Origin of the sequence: Actinomyces gaoshouyii, from assembly GCF_002072175.1 — a bacterium.
GTDB classification, from domain to species: domain Bacteria; phylum Actinomycetota; class Actinomycetes; order Actinomycetales; family Actinomycetaceae; genus Actinomyces; species Actinomyces gaoshouyii.
The window spans coordinates 220,378-242,125 of the sequence record NZ_MVIV01000004.1 but is presented as its reverse complement, the minus strand read 5'-3'; the positions used below and the strand labels follow the sequence as shown (position 1 = coordinate 242,125).

The window sequence follows — 21,748 nt, the reverse complement described above, 5'->3', positions numbered from 1 at the left end:
GGCCGCGGGGAGCGGGAGGATGTCATGAGGGACGACGGCGCTGATCTGGTTCTCACCCGCGGGCTCGCCCGGGTGCTGGGCGAGCCGCACGCGGGCACCGATGGGCGCCACCGCGACGAGCCCTCGCCCTTCGTCGACGGAGACCTCGTGGGCGCCGTCGGCGCCGTGTGCGTCGTGGCGCGCCTGCGCCCCGACTGCGGCGCCCCCGGCGTCTCCGCGATCCACAAGGCCCCCGTCGACGGCCCCGTGGCGGTCAATGCCCTGGGCCTGTTGGGGGACCAGCAGGCGGATCGCGAGCATCACGGCGGCCTCGACAAGGCCCTCTACGTCATGGATGCCGCCGAGGCCCGCCACTGGGCCGGGGTGCTCGGCCCCGAGCACGGCCTGGCCGCCGGGAACATGGGCGAGAACATGCTCATCGAGCCGGGCGCCATCGGCGGTATCGACGACGTCGAGATCGGTGCGATCCTGTCCATCGGTCCGGGCTCCGCTCAGGGGAGGGGGAGCGAGCGGTCCATCGGCGAGGCCGAGGGGCCCATCCCGCCCGGCGAGCCTGGTGAGGACAGTCCGCGGCGCGGCATCCTCGTCACGGTCACCGGCGTGCGCAACCCCTGCTCCACCTTCGCCCGCGGCATGGGCCGTGGCGACTGGGCGGAGGTCTTCTCCGAGCGAGCCCGCGTGGGCGTCTACCTCTCCGTGCTGCGCGACGGGAGCGTGTCCGCCGGCGACGAGGTCCGGGTGGTGTCCACCCCCGGGCACCGCGTCACCTGCCACCGCTGGTTCGCCCACCACGACCCGCGCGATGCCCGGGCGATGCTCGCTTCCGAGGCCTTCGGCAACCTCCGCCTGGCCGATTTCACGCGCAAGTACGTGGTTGCCGCCGCTGATGAACAGGTCGGCTGAGGGGACGGACCGATGCAGCAGCACCCACCGCGCTCCCACGCGATCCACTCGCGAGTGCGCTCCTACTCCCGCGCCGGCGGGCGCCTGAGCGAGGCGCAGGCCGAGGCCCTGGCCGCTCTCGCCCCCCGCTACGTGGTGGACGTGCCCCGGCGCGACGCCGTGCGCACCGTCGCCCCCGGCTTCCGCCTCGATCCCGAGGCGCTGTTCGGCCACCAGGGCTGGGGCCGCCCCCTCGTCGTCGAGATCGGCTCGGGCTCGGGGGAGGCCGTCCTGGCCCACGCCGCCGCCCATCCGGGCGTCGACCACCTGGCCGTCGAGGTATGGGAGACAGCGATCGCCCGGCTCGTCGCCTCGATCCACCGCCAGGGCCTGCGCAATGCGCGCGTCGTGCCCGCCGACGGCGCCGAGCTGCTGGCCACCGCCCTGCCCGTGGGCTGCGCGAGCGAGGTGTGGGTGTTCTTCCCCGATCCGTGGCGCAAGGCCCGGCACCGCAAGCGCCGTCTGGTGAACGCCGCCTTCGCGGATTCCGTGGCCCGGGTGCTGCGCCCCGGCGGCGTGTGGCGCCTGGCCACGGATTGGGCGGACTACGCCTGGCAGATGCGCGACGTCCTGGAGGGCGCCTCCGCCCTTCCCGAGGGCATCGAGGCCGATTCGACCGGCCCCTACTTCCGCTACGACGACGCCGGTGCGCGCCCCGACCTGGGCGCTGGGAGCGCCGTCGCCGGGGACGCGGGCAACGGGGTGGACCCCGGCTCTCCATCGGGTGCGCGCGGTGGATGGTCGGAGCGCTTCGCCGGGCGCGCCATGACCCGCTTCGAGCAGCGCGGCATCGACGAGGGGCGCACGATCCGCGACCTGACGGCGGTTCGCACCGAGGAGCAGTGGATCCCGGCCGCCCGCCCCACCGCGCTGGAGCGCCTGGACAACGGCGCCCCCGGGCTCTTCGCGCCCGAGGGGCTGACGGATTGACGGCCCGATGAGCGGGATCCGATTGCCCAGGCGGGCGTGGCTCGCCATCATCGCGCTCGGCTTCCTGGGGCTCTGCGCTGTCGTGCGGGTGCCGGTGGGCGTCATCCCGCCGCTCCTGCCGCGCCTGGGCGATGATCTGGGCCTGTCAGGGGCGGTGCGCGGGGCGCTCACCAGCGTGCCGGTGCTCTGCTTCGGCCTGCTCACCCCGGCGGCCTCCATCGCGGTGAGGCGGATGGGGGTCAATGCCTCGGGCCTGGTGATGATGGGCGCGGTGGTCGTCGGGGCCGTGCTCCGCTCCGCCGGGGGCGCGGCGGCGGCCTTCGCGGGGACCGTGCTCATCGGCGCGGGGCTGACGATCGGCAACCTCGTGGCGCCGATGGTCATCGGCCGGGACTTCTGGCACCGGGCCTCCCTCATGACCGGCCTGTACTCGGCCACCTGCAATGTCCTTGTCACGGCCGCGACGGCACTGGCCGTCCCCCTCGCCGCAGCGGTCGGCTGGCGCGGCTCGGCCCTGGCGTGGACCGTGATCCCCGTGGCCTTGGCAGCGGCTGCCTGGTGGTGGGTCTACCCGCCGGGCTCGACTGCGCCGCGTGAGAGCCTGCGGCGCCGCTCGGGCATGAGCGCCTGGGTGGGGGAGCGCTCCCTGATCGGCGGGGGCCACGAGGATGCCGGGGGCGATCGTGGGGCGATCGGCGCCACGGGGCGGACGCCGACGGGCGGGCCCGTGTGGCGCCGTCCGCTGGCCTGGGTGATGGCGCTGGCCTTCACCGGGCACGTCCTCGCCTTCTACGCGATCTCCGGCTGGCTGCCGACGGCGCTCGCGCAGACCGCCGGGATGAGCGAGTCCGCCGCGGGCCTGGCCTCCTCGGTGTTCGCGATGACGGGGATCGTGGGCCCGATGCTCGTGCCCCTCATGCTCGAGGCCCTGGGCTGGTCCGGCGCGCGCATGCTGGGAGTGCTGAGCGCCTGCTGGCTGGCGCTACCGGTGGCGATGATCGTGGCGCCGACCGCCTGGCTGGTGCCGTGCCTCTTGTCCGGGATCGCGCAGGGCGCGTTCTTCGCCGCCCTGTTCTCCCTGGTCATCCAGCGCGCTGAATCATTGGATGACAACCGGCGCACCACCGCGCTGATCCAGACGGTGGGGTACTGCGCCGCCGCGGTGGGACCGATCGTCCTGGGCTGGATGCGCGAGGCGACCGGGGGCTGGGCGGCGCCGTTCGCCGTCGTGGTGGCGGCGCTCGTGCTCATGACGGTCTGCGGGCAGATCGCGGCCCGATGGCCCGCGGGCGACGCCTCCCGGGCCACTGGCCCCGCCGGCCTCATGGGGGAGGCGGAGGCGTGAGCCCGGCCCAGCCCGTGGGGGCGCCCCTTGTCGATGGCCTGCCACCCGAGGTGGCCGCGCCGGCGCCGGGAGCCCGGTGCGGGGCAGCGGGGCCCGGGCGCGCCGATGGAGCTGCGCGTCCGTTCTCCGTCTACCTGCACGTGCCCTACTGCCGGGTGCGCTGCGGCTACTGCGACTTCAACACCTACACGAACCTCCACATGGGGCAGGGCGCCTCCGCGGTCGACTACGTGAGCACTCTGGCCGCCGAACTGCGCACCGCCCGCGCCGCGATGGATGACGCGGGCCTTCCCGCGCGCCGGGCCGCCACGGTCTTCGTGGGCGGCGGCACCCCGACAATGCTCCCGCCCTCGGACCTGGCCGCGATGATCGGACTCGTGAGGGAGGCCTTCGGGCTGGATGAGGGCGCCGAGGTGACCACCGAGGCGAACCCGGACTCCGTGGACGAGGCGGGCCTGGCAGCGCTGGCGGAGGCCGGCTTCACCCGGGTGTCCTTCGGGATGCAGTCGGCGGTGCCCCATGTGCTGAGGGCCCTGGACCGCACGCACGAGCCGTCCCGCGTGCCACTGGTGGTCGATTGGGCGCGGCGAGCGGGACTGGGCACGAGCCTCGACCTCATCTACGGCGCGCCGGGGGAGTCCCTGGAGGACTGGGAGCGCTCCCTCGAGGCCGCTGTGGAGATCGGCCCGGATCACCTGAGCGCCTACGGCCTCGTCATCGAGGAGGGCACGCGCATGTGGGCCCAGGTGCGGCGCGGCGAGCTGCCCATGCCCAGCGACGACGATGAGGCCGCCAAGTACGAGCTGGCCGACCGCCTCCTGGCGAGCGCCGGCTACGAGTGGTACGAGATCTCCAACTGGGCGCTGCCCGGCCACGAGTGCCGGCACAACCGCGCCTACTGGCAGGACTGGGACTGGTGGGGCGCCGGCCCCGGGGCGCACAGCCACCTGGGCGACGTGCGCCTGTGGAACGCCAAGCACCCCCTGGTCTGGGCGGCGCAGGCGCTCAGCGGAAGGCTCCCGGTGGCCGGGCACGAGGTGATCGACGCCGACTCCCGGCTCCTGGAGCGGGTCATGCTGGGCATCCGCCTGCGCGAGGGCATCGCACTGGCGCAACTGGGGGAGCCGGGTGAGGTGGGCGGCGATGAGCCGGGCTCCGGCGCCGGGCGCGCGCCGAGGAGGCTCGTGCCCGTGGTGGGCCGACTCGTCGCCGATGGCCTGCTCGATGGCGCGGCCGCCCTGCGCGGGCGCGCCATCCTCACTCTGCGCGGCCGCCTCATGGCCGACACCGTCACCCGTGCCCTGACCGCCTGAGGCCTGCTCCGGCGGCGCGCGCGGAAAGCGAACCTCGAACCTCGCCATTTCGCGCGCCGGCACCCGTGCCGGTTAGGTGTAGTTCCCTGTGAGGTTGTGGGCGCGGCTGATGGGAGTGCGGTGGCGACGGCAGGAGCGGTTGTCCATCGCCCGGCAGGCCCGGCAGCGCCCCACCCACCGGCTGGACGTGGCCGGTGATACCTGGAAGCGCTCAGCCGCCCGACGCATCGACCAGCCCTCCTCCATCACCACACGGGCCAGACGACGACGCCCCTCAGGCGTCAAAGGTGCGTTAGCGTCAGTCATGAAGGCCTCCTCGGATCGGACGCCAGGGAAGTGCAACTTAGCCCGGCCGGGATCGGGTAATCTCGCGGAGGTGACGAATCGAGTCGCGTCGTCATGAAGCCACCCGCCCACGCCGTCGAGGACCCCGTGACCCCCGCACATCCTGGCCCTGATTCCCGTCCAGCGCTCATTCTGGCCAACCTCGGTACGCCCGAGGCGCCCACTGCCAAGCACGTGCGCCCTTTCCTGCGCGAGTTCCTCACCGACAGGCGCGTCATCGAGACCCATCCCGCCCTGTGGCGCCCCATCCTCGAGAGCGTCGTCCTCACCATCCGACCAGCGCGCTCAGCCCGCAAGTACGCCACCATCTGGCGCGCCGGCCACGAGACCAGCCACTCCGGCTCTCCCCTCATGCACCACACCGAGCGGCAGGGCGAGCTCCTCGCGAGTGCCCTCGGCGACGCCGTCCAGGTCCGCATCGCCATGCGCTACGGAAAGCCGGCCCTCAGGCGCGTCATGGGCGAGCTCATGGAGGCGGGCTGCCGCCGCATCGCCGTCCTGCCCGCCTACCCCCAGTACTCCGCCTCCAGTCAGGGCACCGTCATCGACGAGGCGGCCCGTTTCATCCTCGCCGGCCGCGATCAGCCCGAGCTGCGCACCATCCGCTCCTTCCCCGATGCCCCTGCCTACATCGAGGCCCTGGCAACCGCCATCGAGGGCCACTGGGAGCACTACGGCCGCCCCGACCCCGCCGCCGGCGGGCGCCTCCTGCTGTCCTTCCACTCCATCCCCCGGGCCATGCACGACGCCGGGGACCCCTATCGCTCCGAGTGCGAGCGCACCGCCGACCTCCTCACCGCGCGGCTTGCCGCCCCCGAGGGCCTCATCCGCACCACCTTCCAGTCCGTGTTCGGGCCTGCGAAGTGGATTGGGCCGGCCACCATCGACACCGTTGCTGGGCTGGGTGCGGCCGGCTGCCCGCGCCTCGACGTCATCTGCCCCGGCTTCATGGCCGACTGCCTGGAGACCCTGGAGGAGATCGACCAGCTCAACAGGCAGGCCTTCACCGCCGCCGGGGGAGGGGACTTCCACTACATCCCCTGGGGCAATGACGCGCCCGGCTGCGTGGCCGCGCTGGCCGAGCAGGCCCGCAGCGCGCTGTCCGGATGGGTGGATTGAAACGGGGCGGTTTCGCGCTGTCGGCTATGGTGGGTGGCGGACAAACCGAGAATCAGAGGAGACCTTGTGCACCTGCCCTGGTGGTCCACCCTTCCGTTCGTGGCGATGCTCGTGAGCATCGCCACCCTTCCCCTCATTCCCGCCACCGCGCACTGGTGGGAGAAGAACCGCAACCAGCTCATCCTGGCCTCGGCCCTCGGCCTGCCGGTGGCCGCCTGGATGTGGCACGCCCTGGGCTGGCAGCGGGTCTTCGCCGCCGTCGTCGAGTACGGGCAGTTCATCGCCCTGCTGCTCTCGCTCTTCGTCGTCGCCGGCGGCATCTACCTCAAGGGCGATATCGAGGCCACGCCCCGCAATAACACGACCTTCCTGGCCATTGGCGGTGTCCTGGCCTCCTTCGTGGGCACCACCGGTGCCGCCATGCTGCTCATCCGCCCCCTGCTGGCCACCAACCGGGAGCGGCGCTACCGCGTCCACACCGTTCTGTACACGATCTTCATCGTCGCCAATTGCGGCGGCCTGCTCACACCCCTGGGTGATCCGCCGCTCTTCCTCGGCTTCCTGCGCGGCGTCCCCTTCACATGGACCTTCCACCTCCTGCCCGAGTGGCTGTTCGTCAACGGGATGCTGCTGGTGTCCTACTTCGCCCTGGACACCTATTTCCACTCCCAGGAGCCCAGCGCCAACATCGCGCGCGACAAGGCCGAGCTCGAGCCCCTGGGGCTGCGCGGCACTGTGAACTTCATCTGGTTCGCCGTCATCATCGCCGCCGTCGCACTCGCCCCCTCCATCGACGTCCACGCCATCGAGGCGGGCCACGCGACCCTCAGCGACTGGCTGCCGATCCGCGAGGCCATCATGATCGGCGCCGCGGCCGCCTCCTACTTCCTGGGGGACAAGCGCGTGCGCTACGAGGACAACCAGTTCACCTGGGGGCCCATCGCGGAGGTCGCCGCCCTGTTCGTCGGTATCTTCCTGACCATGATCCCGGCCCTGGAGTACTTGGACGAGATCGTCCCGAGCCTGCCGATGAACGAGATCGCCTTCTTCATCTTCACAGGAGGCCTGTCCTCCGTGCTCGACAACGCCCCCACCTACGTCACCTTCTTCGAGGTCGTCTCGGTCGTGGAATCCCCGGGCGAAGTGCTCGTCGCGGGCGCTCCCGAGCGCTACCTCGTGCCCATCGCACTCGGCTCTGTGTTCTGCGGCGCCATCACCTACATCGGCAACGGCCCGAATCTCATGGTCAAGTCCGTGGCCGAGGCCGACGGCGTCGCCATGCCCTCCTTCGGCGGCTACGTCGTGCAGACCGCCACCCGACTCGTCCCGATCCTGGCCGCCATGGTCATGCTCTTCATCGCCCAGTCCCTGTGGGCCAAGCTCCTGGGCGGCCTGCTCACGGCGGCCCTGCTCGCCTGGGATGCCGTCCTCATCCGGCGAGGCCGCCGCCTGGCCATCCAGGACGCCTGAGAGGGAGGCGAGCGGGAGGAGGCGCGGCCACCGGCCCTCGATGGGCTGGCCGCCGCGCCTCCTCGCTCTCCTCAGCCCTCGCTCACGTGCGCGGAGCCCTCCCGCAGGAGGCGGCGCTCATCGCGGCCGACGACAGTCATGAGGATGACGGCGACCACAACCACTCCCACGAGGCACATGTAGGTGATATTCCAGCCCGCCTGGTCGATGAGGTGGCCGACGCCGCTGGAGGCGAGCGTCGCGCCCAGCAGGTAGCCGAACAGGCCGGTGAAGCCCGCGGCCGTGCCGGCCACATTGCGCGGGGACAGGTCGATCGCCTGCAGCCCGATGAGCATCACCGGCCCGTAGATGAGCCCGCCGATGATCGCGATGAGCAGGTAGAACAGGCCCATGGGGGCTGTCGGCGGCAGTTGCCAGTAGATGACGAGGGCCACGCCCACGCCGCCGAGGAACAGGATGCCGGCGCCCGAGCGCCAGCCGTGGAAGACGCGGTCGGACACCCACCCGCACAGGAGCGTGCCGGCGATGCCAGCGCCCTCGTAGATCGCGAATCCGAGGATGCCGTCCTTCACGTTCGCGCCATGGATGTAGTCGGTCAGGTAGACCGGGATCCAGTTGAGCACCCCGTAGCGCAGCGTGTAGACGAACACGTTGGTCACCGCGAGGAGCAGGATGACGCGACTCCTCAGCACATGGTCGAAAAGCAGGGAGCGCCAGTCCTCCTCGTCGTTGTCGGCCTCGACCTTGGCGGGATCGTCGGCGTACTCCTCGATCGGTGGCAGGCCCATGGCCTCGGGGCGGTCGCGGATGAGCAGGAGGGCGACGGCGGCGACCACGAGCGCGACGAGCGCGGGCGCCCAGAACGCGGGGGTCCAGTCGGCGTCGTCGGAGGCGAAGGAGTCCAGCGCCCAGGCGGAGATGAGGCCGATTCCGGCGCCTCCGACGTTGTGAGCGCAGTTCCAGATCGAGGTTCTCCAGCCGCGCTCGCGCGTGGAGAACCAGTGGACGAGGACGCGCCCGGATGGGGGCCATCCCATGCCCTGGAACCAGCCATTGATGAACATGAGGACCGCGAACAGGCCCACCGATGCCGTCAGGGCCGGCACGAGGGCGATGAACAGATTCATGATGGCGGACAGCGCCAGTCCCAGGGGCATGAAGTAGCGGGCATTGGCGCGGTCGGAGAGCATCGCCATGAAGAACTTCGACAGCCCGTAGGCGAAGAGCACCGCATTGGCCACCAGGCCGATATCCGAGGCGCTCATGATTCCGTGATCCTTGAGGATCGAGGCTACGAGCGACACGTTGTTGCGGATCAGGTAGAACCCGGCGTAGCCGATGAAGATCCCCATGAAGGCGCTGGCCCTCCACCTCCTGTACGTGGGCGCGATCTCATGATCGGGCAGGCGGGGGAGCGCGGGGGGCGCGGAGAGGAGACCCAGGGGGCGCTGATCGGCAGAGGACATCGTTGTGCTCCTTCATCGGTGCCATCCGGATAGACGACCCATCAATTCTGCCCCTCCGATAGCCCCCGTGGCGATGGTGGCGCGCTGCGATGGGACGCGGCCCGCCTTGGCGAGCCGGCCGGCGGGCCCCTCAGGCAGTGCCGGGGGCAGTGACGAAGTCGATGAGCTCCTCCATGCGGCCCAGCAGGCTCGGCTCCAGATCCTTGTAAGAGCGCACCCTCGCCAGGATCCGCTTCCAGCCCCGGGCAACATCCGCCTGGGTGGCGTGCGGCCAGCCGAGCGCCTCGAGCGTCCCGCGCTTGATATCCGTGCCGCGCGGGATATCCGGCCAGGCGCGCAGACCCAGCCTCTCGGGGCGCACTGCCTGCCACACATCCACATACGGGTGGCCCAGCACGAGCACGTCGTCCCCGCCCGGCATGGAGCGGACGCGCTCGGCGATGCGCGATTCCTTCGAGCCGGTGACGAGGTGATCCACGAGGACGCCCGCCCGCCTGGTCGGCCCCGGGGCGAACTCGGCCATAACCTCCTCCAGGTTGTCCACGCCGTCGAGCATGAGGATGACGACGCCCTCATGGCGCAGGTCATCGCCCCAGACCTTCTCCACGAGCTCGGCGTCGTGCCTGCCCTCCACCCAGATCCTCGAGGCGCGGGCCGTGCGGGCGCGCCCGCCCTCCACCGCGTAGGAGCCCGACGCTGTCAGGCGCCTGCCGCCGGCGCTCACCGGGCCGCTCGGGGAGCGGCGCGCCGGCGCCGGGGGATCGAGGATGACAGGACGGCCCTCCAGCCAGAAGCCCGGGCCCAGCGTGAAGCCGCGCCGTGCGCCGTGGCGGTCCTCCAGGACGACGATCTGTCGCCCCCCGGACTTCTCCACGGCAACCGCCGCCCCTACGAAGCCGGTCTCGCGGTCCTCCAGCACCATGCCTCGCTCAACGGCCACATGGACCGACTCCAGGCGGATGGCGCGCGGGCCCACTCGATGCGGGTCGGCGGCGAGCACGTCGCCCCCGTAGCGGTCGGACAGCGAGGGCGCGCGGGCCGATCCGGGCGCGGCGGTCCTCGTCGGCCCCGCCGCGTGCTGCTGCGCGCGGGTGGCGCCCTGCTCGCGCAGGGCCTTGCGGCGGGCCGCCGTCGCGCCGGGGACGGCCTGGGGGCGGTGAAGGGGGACTGGAGTCACGCCGGGCACGGTAGCGAGGCTCACGCTGGGCGAACGGGAGACCCGCCGGGCCGGGCGTAGGATGGCACTCGTCGACCGAGAGTGCTAACGCATGGGAGCCGGGAGGAGGACAGCGCCATGGCTGATGACCGCCGTCTCGAAGTCCTGTCCGCCATCGTCACGGACTATGTGCGCACTCGTGAGCCCGTCGGCTCGCGCGCCCTCGTTGAGCGCTACCGCCTCGGCGTGTCCCCGGCCACCATCCGCAACGACATGGCCGCCCTGGAGGACGAGGGCTACATCCATCAGCCCCACACGAGCGCGGGCCGCGTCCCCACCGAGAAGGGCTACCGCCTCTTCGTCGACGAGGTCGCCCGCATCAGGCCTCTGTCCGCCCCCGAGCGCGCGGCGATATCCGCGCTGCTGACCGGCGCGGTGGACCTGGAGCAGGTGGTGCTCCGCACCGTGCGGGTCCTGGCCCAGCTCACCGGGCAGCTGGCGGTCGTCGAATACCCGAGCCTGCGGCTGACCTCGCTGCGACACCTCGAACTCGTGGCCCTGGCGCCCGCGCGCCTGCTCATGGTCATCATCACGGACACCGGGCGCGTCGAGCAGCGCACCATCACCCTCATGGGCGACCGTCCCGACCCGGGGGACGACGGCGCGCACGGCGTCATCGACCCCGTCGCCCTGGAGCGCCTCAAGATCCGCCTCAACGCCTCACTCGTGGGGCGGCGGGCCGACGACGTCGCCCCCGCACTGGCAGGTCTGGCGGAGCAGGCCCCCTCCGACGAGCGCGCGCTGCTGGCCGCCGTCACCGGCGAGCTCATCGCCGCCCTGCGCCCCGACGCCGAGGAGCGCATCGCCGTGGCCGGCACCGCGAACCTGGCCCGCGCCACCCCAGATTTCACCACCATGGGACCGCTCCTGGACGCCATCGAGGAGCAGGTCGTCCTGCTGCGCCTGCTCTCAGGGGACCCTGCCGACGCCTCCGGGATGCGCGTGAGCATCGGTTCGGAGAACCACGAGGATGCCCTGGCCGAGGCCAGCGTCGTCACCGCCGGGTACGGCCCGGGCGTCGGCGACGCCGTCGCCCACCTGGGGATCATCGGCCCCACCCGAATGGACTACCCGGCCACCATGGCTGCTGTGCGCGCCGTTGCCCGCTACCTGTCCCGGTTCCTCGCCGGACCGCAGGACTGAGCGGCCGCCGCGCCAGCTGCACCGCACCACTGACCACCATCGACTGACGATTGAAGGAAGACCCGACTGTGAGCGACTACTACGAGGTGCTCGGCGTGACCCGTGGGGCCAGCGCCGACGAGATCAAGAAGGCCTACCGCAAGAAGGCCCGCGCCCTGCACCCCGACGTCGCCGGCCCCGGGCACGAGGACGAGTTCAAGCTCGTCTCCACCGCCTACGAGACCCTTTCCGACCCCGAGAAGCGCGAGCTCTACGATCTCGGCGGGGAGGATGCCGTGCGCGGGGGCGGTGCCGGGTTCGGCGGAGGGGACTTCGGGGGCTTCGCCGACATCTTCAGCTCCTTCTTCGGGGCCGCGGCCGGTTCTCGCGGGCCCGCGTCCCGCGCGCGCCGGGGCCAGGACGCCCTCCTGAGCGTCGATGTCGAGCTGGAGGAGGTCGCCTTCGGCGCCACCCGCACCGTCCCCCTCGACGTCTACATCACCTGCCCCGCCTGCGAGGGCTCCTGCTGCGCGCCCGGTACCTCGCCGGTGAACTGCTCGTCCTGCAACGGCTCGGGCTCCGTGCAGCACATGGCGCGCTCCTTCCTCGGTAACGTCATGACCACCTCGCCGTGCACCGCCTGCCACGGCTACGGCACCGTCATCGTGACCCCCTGCCCCGACTGCTCCGGCGAGGGCCGCAAGCGCACCCACCAGGACATCGAGATCCGCATTCCCGCCGGCGTGTCCACCGGCACGCGCATGCGCATGTCCGGGCGCGGCGAGGCCGGGCCCGCGGGCGGTCCCGCCGGCGATCTCTACGTGGAGTTCCACGAGGTCGAGCACGAGAACCTGCGCCGCGATGGCGACGATCTGTGGACCGAGCTGCGCATCCCCATGACCGCGGCCGCGCTCGGCGCCGAGTTCGACATCTCCACCCTCGACGGCGGCCAGCACATCGTCGTCAGGCCGGGCACGCAGCCCGGCGAGGTCCTGCCCCTCAAAGGGCTCGGCGTGGGGCGCCTGCGCCGAGCCGGGCGCGGTGACCTCAACGTCGAGATCGTGGTCGAGACGCCCACACGCCTGGACGAGCGGCAGCGCGACCTGCTGCGCCAGCTCGCCGAGCTGCGCGGGGAGGAGGGCGAGTTGTCCCACCGCGACGAGTCCGTCATGGGGCGCCTGAAGGAGAAGTTTTCCGGGCGCTGAGCTGAGCGGGCGGCGTCAGGGCCCTGGCCGCCCGTGCCCTCAGGCCCGGCGCGGCTCCGGCCAGTACTGGGCGCCGGTAGCGGGGCGCGCCCCGAAGATCGCCTGACCCACCCGCACGCAGGTGGATCCCTCCTCGATGGCGATCTCGAAGTCGCCGCTCATGCCCATGGACAGCTGGCCGTCGCCCACAGCGCCCGCCTGGAGCCCGGCGTCGCGCAGCTCGCGCATGGTGGTGAAGCAGGCGCGGATGCGGGCGGCGTCGTCGGTGCGGGCGGCCAGGGTCATGAGCCCGCGCACCCGCAGGGAGGAATAGACGGGCAGTGCCGCAAGGAACGCGGGAACATCCGCGGGCTCCAGGCCGAACTTGCTGGCCTCGCCCGAGGAGTTGACCTGCACGTAGACGTCCAGGGGCCGACCGAGCGCCTGGAGACGGCGGTCGAGGGCCTCGGCCACGCGCAGGGAGTCCAGTGCCTGGAACTCGTGGGCGAAGGCCGCCGCATCCCTGGCCTTGTTGGTCTGGAGATGGCCGATGAGCGCCCAGTGGATGGGAAGATCCGCCAGATTCTCGCTCTTGCGCCTGGCCTCCTGGACCTTGTTCTCGCCCATCTGGGTGATGCCCGCGGCGACGGCGGCGCGCAGCCGGTCCTCTGGGACGGTCTTCGAGACCGGCAGGAGCCTGATCTCACGGGCCTCCCGACCCGCGCGCTCGGCGGCGGCCTCCAGGCGGGAGCGGACCGCGGCGAGGTTGCGGGCGAAGTCCTCCGGCGTGATCGGAGCGGCCGGGGCGTCGTGCGGGCTGGGGATCATGGCCCGGACGCTAGCACCGGAGCTGCCGGAGCGGGCCGTAGGCTTGGGGGGTGACCGCGCCCGTGTTCCTCATGAGCCCCGAGACCCTTGAGCCCGATGGTGCAGCCGCTGCGGCCGGGCCGGGGGACGCCCTCGTCCTCACTGGCCCGGAGGCCCGTCATGCCGTCGCGGTGCGGCGGCTGCGCGCCGGTGAGCGCGTTGATCTCGTGGATGGAACGGGCCTGCGCCTGGTCTGCGAGGTGACCGCCGCCGGTGAGGGCGGCGCGAAGGACCGCTTGGCCGTGAGGGTGATCGAGCGCGCAGCGGAGGAGGCGCCGCCTGTGCGGCTCGCCCTCGTCCAGGCCCTGGCCAAGGGCGGCCGCGATGAGCAGGCCGTGGAGACCGCCACCGAGGTCGGCGTGGACCTCGTGCTGCCCTGGCAGGCGGAGCGCTCGATCTCCGTGTGGTTGGGGCCGAAGGTCGCCAAAGGGCGGGCGCGCTGGGAGGTCACCGCCCGTGAGGCGGCGAAGCAGGCGCGCCGCGCCCGTGTGCCAGAGGTGGCCGAGCCCAGGAGAACCGCGGATCTCGCCGCTTGGGTGAGAGGTGTCGTCGCCGACGGGGGAGCAGTGCTCGTCCTTCATGAGGAGGCGGTGGCGCCCATCAGCGGTGTGGAGCTCCCCAGCGCCGGTGCAGTGGGCGTCGTCGTCGGTCCTGAGGGCGGGATCAGCGCTGCGGAGCTGGCCGCCCTGGAGGGCGCCGGCGCGGTGACGGTGCGGCTCGGCCCGCATGTCATGCGCACGGCCTCCGCCGGCCCCGTCGCCCTGGCCATCCTCGCCCAACGGGCCGGTCTCTGGGGGTGAGCCGCGGGGCCGCGGCGTCGACCGGCGCCCATGGGGCATACTGCGGCCATGCTGTCGATGCTGGTATCACCTGTGAGGAGGCGGCGATGAGCCCGCGCGGTCGCAGGCCCGCCGGGAGCCCGGATGCGCGAGAGGCGATCCTCGCCGCCGCCCGCACGGCGTTCGCCAGAGACGGCTACCGCACTTCGCTGCGCGGCGTCGCACGGGGTGCCGGCGTTGATCCCGCCCTCGTCCACCACTACTTCAGGGATCGCGCCGAGCTCTTCGCCGAGGCCGTCGTCGCGTCGGCGGCCGGGACCGGCGCCGTCGATATCTCCGAGCGGGCCCAGGCGATCTCCCGCCTCGCACCCGAGGAGCTGGGAGAAGGGATCGTCCGCTCCTTCGTGGGACTGTGGGATGGGCTCGGCGGTGATCGCTTCTCCGCCGTCATCCGAGCCGCTATGAGCAATGACGAGAGCCTGGCGCCCTTCCGCGACTTCATCGTGACCGGCATCCTGGGCAACATCATGGACAAGCTCGCCCCTGACCGGCCCGAGCTGCGCGGCCAGCTCATCGCCGGCCAGCTCATCGGATTCGGCGTGGTGCGCTGGCTGGCCCGTCTCGATGAGGTCGCCTCGCTCGATATCGAGGAGGCGGTGGCGCTCATCGCCCCCACCATTCAGCGCTATGCGACGGGGGAGCTGCCCTCGTCGGCCGCCTGACGGGAGGCGGCGGGATCCAGTGATGACTCTTGACGATGCGGGCCCGCGCCCATATATTCATCACATGATGAAAAATGAGAATGCCCCATCGGAGGCGCTCGCACCCGCCGTGCGCGCCACCGGCCTCGTGGTGAGCCGCGGCGGCAACGAGATCCTCCACGGACTCGACCTGGCTCTGGCCCCGGGCTCCATGACCGGCCTGCTGGGGCCGTCGGGCTGTGGGAAGACGACGCTCATGCGCTCGATCGTCGGCGTGCAGCGCTACTCGGGGGAACTGGAGGTCCTGGGGGCCGTGCCGGGCAGCGCGCCACTGCGCGGCCGCATCGGCTACCTCACCCAGGAGGCCTCGATCTACCCGGACCTGAGCGCCCGCCAGAACGTGGCTTACTTCGCCCGCTTGGCCGGGCCGCGCGCCAGGGGCGTCGACGAGGTCCTGGCGGAGGTGGGCCTCTCGGGCATCGCCGAAAGGCGGGTGGGCACCTTCTCCGGCGGGCAGCGCAACCGGGTCTCGCTGGCCTGCGCGCTCGTCGCGGCCCCGGAGCTGCTGGTGCTCGACGAGCCGACGGTCGGCCTGGACCCGGTGACCAGGGAAGATCTGTGGACGGCCTTCCGCCGCATCGCCGAGGGCGGTACCACGATCCTCGTCTCCAGCCATGTCATGGACGAGGCCTTCCGGTGCGACGGCGTCCTGCTCATGCGAGAGGGCCGCATCCTGGCAGAGACGACCGCGCCGGCGCTCTTGGCCGGCACCGGTGCCGAGACGCTCGACGACGCCTTCCTCGCCATCATCCATCAGGCCGAGTCGGCCGAGAGCGCCGGGCGATCCGGCGGCCCCAGCGCCACGAGTGAGGAGATGAGCCGATGAGAATGCGAACCTACGCCGCCACTGTCAGACGAGTCCTGCTCCAACTGCTCAATGACAGGCGCACGATCGCCCTCATCCTGGCGGTCCCGGCGCTGCTGGTGACGCTCCTGTACTTCATCTACAGGGACTACCCGGGCGGGGATGCGCTGTTCGACCGGGTGGCCGTGCAGATGATCGCGATCCTGCCGATGTCCGTCATGTTCCTGGTCACGAGCATCTCCATGCTCAAGGAGCGCGTGAGTGGGACCCTGGAGCGCCTGTGGACCACGCCGATGAGACGCGCCGACCTCCTCATGGGCTACGCCACGGCGTTCATGGTGATTGCGATGGGGCAGGCCCTCGTGCTCTCCGCCGTGTGCGCCTGGGCGCTGGGGGTGACGATCGCCGGGAACTGGGCGTGGATCATCCTGACCGCGCTGCTGGACGCCTTCGTCGGTGTGGCGATGGGGCTGCTGGTGTCGGCGTTGTCACGCACGGAGTTCCAGGCGGTGCAGTTCATGCCACTGCTCATCGGCGTGCAGGTCTTCCTGTGCGGGATGCTCGTCCCCCGCGGCCAGCTGCCGTCGGCCCTGGAGCCGGTCAGCCTGGTGATGCCGATGAGCTGGGCGGTCAACGCCGTCGGCGAGGTCCAGGCGGGGCCGGAGGTGACGCAGGGCCTCGTCATGGATGCCGCGGTCCTGGTGATGATCGGCCTCGTGCTGCTCACCGCCGCCCCGCTGACGATGCCCCGCAGGACTCGCTGAAGGCTGGGTGGCGCTGCCGGCACGCGTGCGTCTCGTCGAGTTAGTCCCTCCACCCACCGAACTCGTCACCGAAAGTACGAACTCGACGAGGCCGCTGGGGGGGCGGGGAGGCTAGCCTGGGCTTATGTGGATCGTTTTCGCCTGTGGTTCGGCCCTGTTCGCCGGGCTGACGGCGGTGCTCGCCAAGGCGGGCACCCGGCAGATCGACTCCACCCTGGCCACCGCCCTGCGCACGCCCGCGGTACTGGCCGCCGCCGTCGCCATGGTGCTCCTCCGGGGCTCGCAGGCCCAGATCGCGAGCATCGACGCCGCCGCCCTCGGTTGGCTCGTCGCCTCCGGGCTGGCCACAGGAGCCTCGTGGCTGTGCTACTTCAAGGCCCTCCAGCTCGGGGAGGCCTCGAGGGTCGCCCCGATCGACAAGCTGAGCACCGTGCTCACGGTGCTGCTCGCCGTCGTCCTCCTGGGCGAGCCGTTGACGGCGCTCGGGGGAGCGGGCGTGGTCCTCATGGTCGTGGGCACGCTGCTCATGCTGGAGCGCGCCGATGCCCTGACTCTCTGCGCCGGGCGACCCGGCTCCCGGGGGTGGTTGGTCTACGCGCTGGGCTCGGCGGTGTTCGCCGCGCTGACGGCGATCCTGGGCAAGCTCGGGATCGTCGGCGTGGAGTCGAACCTGGGCACGGCGATCCGCACGGCCGTGGTCCTAGTGATGGCATGGGCGATGGTCGCCGTGAGCGGGCGACGCCGCCCCCTGCGCTCCCTGCCCCGGCAGGAGCTGGCGCTGGTGCTGGTCTCAGGGCTGACGACCGGGGCATCATGGCTCTGCTTCTACCGGGCGCTGCAGGACGGCCCTGCGAGTGTCATCGTGCCGATCGACAAGCTGAGCATCCTCGTGACCGTCGTCTTCTCCATCCTCATCCTGCGCGAGCGCCTGAGCGGGCGCTACCTGGCCGGCCTGGTCCTGCTGACGATCGGCACGCTCGCGATGGCTCTGTAGACCGCAGCGATCCCAGGTTGCTGATCCGCTGTGGACGTACCTCTCGTGACCGGGGCGCAGCAGCGGGGAGTCAGCCGACTGCCGTCGGCGGAGTTGGATCATTGCTGACCAGCCGGTTCTGCTTCTCGGCGCAGATCTCCGCGCGGACCAGCCCGTCCAGACCTCCCTATCCGCCCCGTCCTCTCGGCCTTGCCCGCCCCGGTAGGATCGGCCGCGATGACCAACGCGCCCATCGACCCAGTAGTGGCAGCCCACGCGCCGCAGACCACCTCGCCAGCCGCCCCCGGCGATGCCGCGCGTCTCGCTCGCCCCGGTTCGCCCGGTGCCGCCTCGCCCACGGCCTCCGCCGCAGAGGTCACCCGCACCCTCGTCCTGCCCCCCGATCTCGCCCTCGTCGCCCTCCTCGGCGTGCGCGACGAGGTCCTGCGCGCCGTCGAGAAGGGATTCCCCGACGCGGACATCCTCGTGCGCGAGACCGAGATCCGCGTGACCGGCGATTCATCTGTCGTCGACACCGTCGTCCTCCTGCTCTCCGAGCTCATCGACGTCGCCCGCGCCGGCACACCGCTGACCGCCGACGCGGTCGAGCGCGCCATCGGCCTCCTCGCGGCCGCTGCGCGCCCCGCCGACATCCTCGCCGAGGGCGTCCTCACGGCCCGGGGCCGCACCATCCGCGCCAAGTCGCTGGGGCAGAAGAAGTACGTCAACGCCATCGAGGACGCCACCATCACCTTCGGCATCGGCCCCGCCGGCACCGGCAAGACCTACCTCGCCATGGCCAAGGCCGTCGACGCACTCGCCCGCCATCAGGTCTCCCGCATCATCCTCACCCGCCCCGCCGTCGAGGCGGGCGAGAGCCTCGGCTTCCTCCCGGGCACCCTCACCGACAAGATCGACCCCTACCTGCGGCCCCTGTACGACGCCCTCCACGACATGCTCGAGCCCGAGACCCTGCCCAAGCTCATGGCCGCCGGCACCATCGAGGTCGCGCCACTGGCCTACATGCGCGGGCGCACCCTCAACGACGCCTTCGTCATCCTCGACGAGGCCCAGAACACCACCCCCGAGCAGATGAAGATGTTCCTCACCCGCCTCGGATTTGGCTCCAAGATGGTGGTCACCGGGGATATCTCCCAGATCGACCTGCCCGGCTCCCACTGCTCGGGTCTCGTCGTCGTGCGCCGGATCCTCGACGGCGTCGACGGCATCTCCTTCTGCGAGCTCGGCGCCGCCGATGTCGTGCGCCACCGCCTCGTGGGCCGCATCATCGACGCCTACGCCGCCCATGACGCCGAGACCGCTGCCGCCCAGGCCCTGCGGGCCAACCGCGATGGCCCCACCGCCAGCGCCGGGGCCGCCGCCCACCGCTCTCGCGGGCACCGCACCGCCCGCCCCGCCCATCACGCCCCCGCCAGGAGCCGCGCATGACCACCGAGATCAACAACGAGACAGAGGTAGCCATCGACGGCGCCGAATTCGCCGCGCTGGCCGACCACGTGCTCACTGCCATGCACGTCAACCCGCTGGCCGAGCTCAACATCCTCTTCATCGACCCCGGGCCCATGGAGGAGCTCCACGTCCGCTGGCTCGATCTGCCCGGCCCCACAGACGTCATGAGCTTCCCCATGGACGAGCTGCGCCCCGGTGACGAGGACGACCCCGCCCCCGCCGGGACTCTCGGCGACATCGTCATCTGCCCCCAGGTCGCCGCCAAGCAGGCCATCGCCGCAGGGCACTCCGCCGTGGAGGAGATGCTGCTGCTGGCCACCCACGGCATCCTCCACCTGCTCGGCTACGACCACGCCGAGCCCGAGGAGAAGAAGGAGATGTTCGATCTCCAGCGCACCCTCCTCCTCACCTTCCTCGCGAGCAGGGGCGCATGACCGGCACCCCCGTCGCCCTGCTCATCACCGCCTCGGTCCTCATCCTCGCCCTTGGCGCCACCCTCTCCGCCGGGGAGGCCGCCCTGGTCCGTATCACTCGCGCCGCCGCCGAGGACCTTCTCGAGGACGGGCGTCGGGGCGCCGCCGGAGTCCTGGCCCTCGCCGAGCGCCGCGGCGAGGTCCTGGGCACCATCGGCGCCGCGCGCATCGGCGTCGACATGCTCGCCGCCGTCCTCGTCACCCTCGCCGTTGCCGGCCTGCTCACCTCCTGGTGGCAGGTCCTCCTCGCCGCCGCCGGGGTCAACGCCGTCCTCCTCGGTCTCGTCGTGGGCATCTCCCCGCGCCGTCTCGGGCGCCGCAACCCCGAGGGGACCCTCCTCATTCTCGCCGGCCTCCTGCGCCGCGTCGATGCCCTCGGCGCCCCCTGGCGCTGGCTGGAGTCCCGCTTCGGGCGCGCCTCCACCCTCACCGAGGCCGAGGCCCGTGAAGCCGTCACCCAGGACCTTCGCGAAATGATCGACGAGATCGGCGAATCGGAGTCCATCGAGGACGAGGATCGCGAGATGATGCGCAGCGTCGTCGAGCTGGGCCAGACCCTCGTGCGCGAAGTCATGGTGCCCCGCCCCGACATGATCACCATGGAGGAGGACGAGCCCATGGCCGCCGCCATGCGCCTGTTCATCCGTTCGGGGTACTCCCGCGTCCCCATCATCGGCGACGATGCCGACGACGTGCGCGGCATCCTCTACCTCAAGGATGTCCTGCGCCGCCTCGGAGAGCATCCCGAGCACGAGACCCGTGCCGTCGTCGACTTCACCCGTGAGGCCGTCTACGTTCCAGAGACCAAGGCCGCCGACGACCTCCTGCGCGACATGCAGTCCGGCCGCTTCCACATGGCCCTCGCCGTCGATGAGTACGGCGGCATCGCCGGCCTGGTCACCATGGAGGACCTGCTGGAGGAGGTCGTCGGGGAGCTCACCGACGAGCACGACCACGCCGAGCCCGAGGTCGAGGGCCTCGGCGACGGCGCCTACCGCGTCCCCGCGCGCCTCGGCCTCGACGAACTCGGGGAGCTCTTCGGCCTCGAGATCGACGACGATGATGTCGACACCGCCATCGGCCTGCTGACCAAAGCCATCGGCCGAGTGCCCCTGCCCGGTGCCGTCGGCGACTGGCAGGGCATCCGCCTCACCGCCGGAGAGGCCTCCGGCAGGCGCCGCCAGGTCGCCACCCTCCTGGCCACCCGCACCCCCGACACCCACGACGATGAGAGCGATCACCGCCCATGACCGGCCAGAGCACCGAGAACGACAACGCCGAGCCCGCTGACTCCACTGAGTCCACTGGGCCCGCTGAGCCCATCCGCTTCCCCTCCGATGCCGAGCTCATGGCCGGTGAGAACGCCTTGACGGGCATCCGCCCCACCGACGTCGGAGCCGAGGGGACCGACGGGGAGGGCCCGGCTCCCGAGACCACTGGCGACGCCGCAGGGCTTTCCCTGCCCGCCTGCCCCGAGAGCTTCCGCGCCGGCTTCGCCTGCCTCATCGGGCGCCCCAACGCCGGCAAGTCCACACTCACCAACGCGCTGGTCGGCACGAAGGTCGCCATCATGTCCGACCGCCCCCAGACCACCCGCCACAACGTGCGCGGCGTCGTCCATCGTGGGGACGCCCAGATCGTCCTCGTCGACACCCCCGGCATGCACCGCCCCAGGACCCTCCTGGGCAAGCGCCTCAACGACCTCGTCCGCGAGACCCTCACCGACGTCGACGTCATCGCCTTCTGCATCCCCGCCAACGAGAGGATCGGGCCCGGCGACCGCTTCATCGCCCGCGACATCGCCGAGTTGCGCGCCCCCGTCGTCGCCGTCGTCACGAAGGCGGATACCGTGGGCAGGGAGGCCCTGGCCTCCCAGCTCCTCGCCGTCGACCAACTCGGCGACTGGGCGGACATCGTGCCCGTCTCCGCCGCGCGCGGCGAACAGATCGACGTCCTCGCCGACGTCCTCGCCGGTCACCTGCCCCCCTCGCCGCCGCTCTACCCCACCGGTGAGATCACCGACGAGCCCCGCGACATCATGATCGCCGAGCTCGTCCGCGAGGCCGCCCTGGAGGGCGTGCGCGACGAGCTCCCGCATTCCCTCGCCGTGATCGTCGACGAGGTCATGGACCCGCGCGGCACCACGCCCGGCAGCCTGGGGCCCGTCAAGGGCGCGGGCAACCGCATGCAGGTGCGCGTCAGCCTCGTCGTCGAGCGCGACTCCCAGAAAGCCATCGTCATCGGCAAGGGCGGGGCCCGCCTCAAGGAGATCGGCGTGCGCGCCCGCCGCGGCATCGAGGACTACCTGCGCCGCAAGGTCTATCTCGACCTCCACGTGCGCACCGCCAAGGACTGGCAGTCCGATCCCAAGGCCCTGGCCAAGCTCGGCTTCTAGCCGCGCGCC

20 protein-coding genes and 1 pseudogene are annotated in these 21,748 nt (G+C 71.7%); 17 read left to right on the top strand and 4 right to left on the bottom strand.

Annotated elements, in window-relative coordinates; genetic code table 11:
* Positions 1 to 24 precede the first annotated feature (24 nt).
* Genes B1H50_RS05600 through hemW form a run of 4 tightly spaced genes read left to right on the top strand, consistent with a single transcriptional unit; the run spans position 25 to position 4,530 of the window.
* Positions 25 to 903 (top strand): MOSC domain-containing protein, encoded by an 879-nt coding sequence (locus B1H50_RS05600; RefSeq protein WP_080462782.1) that lies wholly within the window; start codon positions 25 to 27, stop codon positions 901 to 903.
* Between the two features lie 12 nt (positions 904 to 915).
* Positions 916 to 1,872, top strand: coding sequence for a tRNA (guanosine(46)-N7)-methyltransferase TrmB (gene trmB / locus B1H50_RS05595; protein WP_080462781.1), 957 nt, complete (start codon positions 916 to 918; stop codon positions 1,870 to 1,872).
* Positions 1,873 to 1,879: 7 nt separating this feature from the next.
* On the top strand, positions 1,880 to 3,217 hold the full coding sequence (locus B1H50_RS05590) for an MFS transporter (RefSeq protein ID WP_080462780.1): 1,338 nt from the start codon (positions 1,880 to 1,882) through the stop codon (positions 3,215 to 3,217).
* Positions 3,214 to 4,530, top strand: coding sequence for a radical SAM family heme chaperone HemW (gene hemW / locus B1H50_RS05585; protein WP_188640704.1), 1,317 nt, complete (start codon positions 3,214 to 3,216; stop codon positions 4,528 to 4,530). Before B1H50_RS05590 ends, hemW begins: the two co-directional genes overlap by 4 nt.
* Positions 4,531 to 4,641: 111 nt before the next feature.
* Here hemW and B1H50_RS09965 read toward each other — a convergent pair.
* Positions 4,642 to 4,836: pseudogene (locus B1H50_RS09965) on the bottom strand (leucine zipper domain-containing protein); the annotation flags it as partial.
* Between the two features lie 93 nt (positions 4,837 to 4,929).
* On the opposite strand from B1H50_RS09965, the gene hemH reads away from it, so the two are divergent.
* Positions 4,930 to 5,994 (top strand): ferrochelatase, encoded by a 1,065-nt coding sequence (hemH, locus tag B1H50_RS05575; RefSeq protein WP_080462777.1) that lies wholly within the window; start codon positions 4,930 to 4,932, stop codon positions 5,992 to 5,994.
* A gap of 66 nt (positions 5,995 to 6,060) precedes the next feature.
* Positions 6,061 to 7,464, top strand: coding sequence for a sodium:proton antiporter (locus B1H50_RS05570; RefSeq protein ID WP_080462776.1), 1,404 nt, complete (start codon positions 6,061 to 6,063; stop codon positions 7,462 to 7,464).
* A gap of 71 nt (positions 7,465 to 7,535) precedes the next feature.
* Here the strand turns inward: B1H50_RS05570 and B1H50_RS05565 are convergent, their stop codons facing one another.
* Positions 7,536 to 8,930 carry an MFS transporter gene (locus tag B1H50_RS05565; RefSeq protein ID WP_080462775.1) on the bottom strand — a complete coding sequence of 465 codons (1,395 nt, stop codon included), beginning with the start codon at positions 8,928 to 8,930 and terminating at the stop codon, positions 7,536 to 7,538.
* Between the two features lie 130 nt (positions 8,931 to 9,060).
* Positions 9,061 to 10,116: a DUF3097 domain-containing protein gene (locus B1H50_RS05560; protein WP_080462774.1), complete on the bottom strand. Its 1,056-nt coding sequence runs from the start codon at positions 10,114 to 10,116 to the stop codon at positions 9,061 to 9,063.
* A 108-nt stretch (positions 10,117 to 10,224) separates the two neighbouring features.
* Here B1H50_RS05560 and hrcA point away from each other — a divergent pair, with 108 nt between their 5' ends.
* The gene (gene hrcA / locus B1H50_RS05555) at positions 10,225 to 11,289 is read left to right on the top strand and encodes a heat-inducible transcriptional repressor HrcA (protein WP_080462773.1); all 1,065 of its coding nucleotides are present in this window, start codon (positions 10,225 to 10,227) and stop codon (positions 11,287 to 11,289) included.
* A gap of 68 nt (positions 11,290 to 11,357) precedes the next feature.
* Positions 11,358 to 12,473, top strand: coding sequence for a molecular chaperone DnaJ (gene dnaJ, locus B1H50_RS05550; protein ID WP_080462772.1), 1,116 nt, complete (start codon positions 11,358 to 11,360; stop codon positions 12,471 to 12,473).
* A gap of 39 nt (positions 12,474 to 12,512) precedes the next feature.
* Here the strand turns inward: dnaJ and B1H50_RS05545 are convergent, their stop codons facing one another.
* On the bottom strand, positions 12,513 to 13,280 hold the full coding sequence (locus B1H50_RS05545; protein ID WP_080462771.1) for a YggS family pyridoxal phosphate-dependent enzyme: 768 nt from the start codon (positions 13,278 to 13,280) through the stop codon (positions 12,513 to 12,515).
* Positions 13,281 to 13,330: 50 nt separating this feature from the next.
* On the opposite strand from B1H50_RS05545, the gene B1H50_RS05540 reads away from it, so the two are divergent.
* The 9 genes from B1H50_RS05540 (at position 13,331) to era (ending at position 21,739) form a co-directional block, all read left to right on the top strand.
* A complete protein-coding gene (locus tag B1H50_RS05540; RefSeq protein WP_080462770.1) occupies positions 13,331 to 14,119 on the top strand; it encodes a 16S rRNA (uracil(1498)-N(3))-methyltransferase in 789 nt (262 codons plus the stop codon).
* Between the two features lie 86 nt (positions 14,120 to 14,205).
* Positions 14,206 to 14,820: a TetR/AcrR family transcriptional regulator gene (locus tag B1H50_RS05535; RefSeq protein ID WP_080462769.1), complete on the top strand. Its 615-nt coding sequence runs from the start codon at positions 14,206 to 14,208 to the stop codon at positions 14,818 to 14,820.
* A gap of 67 nt (positions 14,821 to 14,887) precedes the next feature.
* A complete protein-coding gene (locus B1H50_RS05530) occupies positions 14,888 to 15,685 on the top strand; it encodes an ABC transporter ATP-binding protein (protein WP_198939977.1) in 798 nt (265 codons plus the stop codon).
* On the top strand, positions 15,682 to 16,428 hold the full coding sequence (locus B1H50_RS05525; protein WP_080462767.1) for an ABC transporter permease: 747 nt from the start codon (positions 15,682 to 15,684) through the stop codon (positions 16,426 to 16,428). The genes B1H50_RS05530 and B1H50_RS05525 overlap by 4 nt, the downstream gene beginning before the upstream one ends.
* A gap of 124 nt (positions 16,429 to 16,552) precedes the next feature.
* Positions 16,553 to 17,422, top strand: coding sequence for an EamA family transporter (locus B1H50_RS05520; RefSeq protein ID WP_080462766.1), 870 nt, complete (start codon positions 16,553 to 16,555; stop codon positions 17,420 to 17,422).
* 216 nt (positions 17,423 to 17,638) lie between these two features.
* The gene (locus tag B1H50_RS05515) at positions 17,639 to 18,850 is read left to right on the top strand and encodes a PhoH family protein (RefSeq protein WP_080462765.1); all 1,212 of its coding nucleotides are present in this window, start codon (positions 17,639 to 17,641) and stop codon (positions 18,848 to 18,850) included.
* Positions 18,847 to 19,305 carry an rRNA maturation RNase YbeY gene (gene ybeY, locus B1H50_RS05510; RefSeq protein WP_080462764.1) on the top strand — a complete coding sequence of 153 codons (459 nt, stop codon included), beginning with the start codon at positions 18,847 to 18,849 and terminating at the stop codon, positions 19,303 to 19,305. Before B1H50_RS05515 ends, ybeY begins: the two co-directional genes overlap by 4 nt.
* Entirely contained in the window at positions 19,302 to 20,594 is a 1,293-nt protein-coding gene (locus tag B1H50_RS05505) for a hemolysin family protein (protein ID WP_080462763.1), read from the top strand. Before ybeY ends, B1H50_RS05505 begins: the two co-directional genes overlap by 4 nt.
* Positions 20,591 to 21,739, top strand: coding sequence for a GTPase Era (gene era, locus B1H50_RS05500; RefSeq protein ID WP_080462762.1), 1,149 nt, complete (start codon positions 20,591 to 20,593; stop codon positions 21,737 to 21,739). The genes B1H50_RS05505 and era overlap by 4 nt, the downstream gene beginning before the upstream one ends.
* The last annotated feature ends 9 nt before the right edge of the window (positions 21,740 to 21,748 follow it).

Excerpts from the sequence above, each read along its gene's own strand:
- B1H50_RS05565 (WP_080462775.1), bottom strand. The coding sequence starts at position 8,930 with ATGTCCTCTGCCGATCAGCGCCCCCTGGGTCTCCTCTCCGCGCCCCCC.
- ybeY (WP_080462764.1), top strand. The coding sequence starts at position 18,847 with ATGACCACCGAGATCAACAACGAGACAGAGGTAGCCATCGACGGCGCC.
- B1H50_RS05590 (WP_080462780.1), top strand. The coding sequence starts at position 1,880 with ATGAGCGGGATCCGATTGCCCAGGCGGGCGTGGCTCGCCATCATCGCG.
- B1H50_RS05600 (WP_080462782.1), top strand. The coding sequence starts at position 25 with ATGAGGGACGACGGCGCTGATCTGGTTCTCACCCGCGGGCTCGCCCGG.
- B1H50_RS05525 (WP_080462767.1), top strand. The coding sequence starts at position 15,682 with ATGAGAATGCGAACCTACGCCGCCACTGTCAGACGAGTCCTGCTCCAA.
- trmB (WP_080462781.1), top strand. The coding sequence starts at position 916 with ATGCAGCAGCACCCACCGCGCTCCCACGCGATCCACTCGCGAGTGCGC.
- era (WP_080462762.1), top strand. The coding sequence starts at position 20,591 with ATGACCGGCCAGAGCACCGAGAACGACAACGCCGAGCCCGCTGACTCC.
- B1H50_RS05535 (WP_080462769.1), top strand. The coding sequence starts at position 14,206 with ATGAGCCCGCGCGGTCGCAGGCCCGCCGGGAGCCCGGATGCGCGAGAG.
- hemH (WP_080462777.1), top strand. The coding sequence starts at position 4,930 with ATGAAGCCACCCGCCCACGCCGTCGAGGACCCCGTGACCCCCGCACAT.
- B1H50_RS05530 (WP_198939977.1), top strand. The coding sequence starts at position 14,888 with ATGAAAAATGAGAATGCCCCATCGGAGGCGCTCGCACCCGCCGTGCGC.
- B1H50_RS05505 (WP_080462763.1), top strand. The coding sequence starts at position 19,302 with ATGACCGGCACCCCCGTCGCCCTGCTCATCACCGCCTCGGTCCTCATC.
- B1H50_RS05520 (WP_080462766.1), top strand. The coding sequence starts at position 16,553 with ATGTGGATCGTTTTCGCCTGTGGTTCGGCCCTGTTCGCCGGGCTGACG.
- hrcA (WP_080462773.1), top strand. The coding sequence starts at position 10,225 with ATGGCTGATGACCGCCGTCTCGAAGTCCTGTCCGCCATCGTCACGGAC.
- B1H50_RS05515 (WP_080462765.1), top strand. The coding sequence starts at position 17,639 with ATGACCAACGCGCCCATCGACCCAGTAGTGGCAGCCCACGCGCCGCAG.
- B1H50_RS05545 (WP_080462771.1), bottom strand. The coding sequence starts at position 13,280 with ATGATCCCCAGCCCGCACGACGCCCCGGCCGCTCCGATCACGCCGGAG.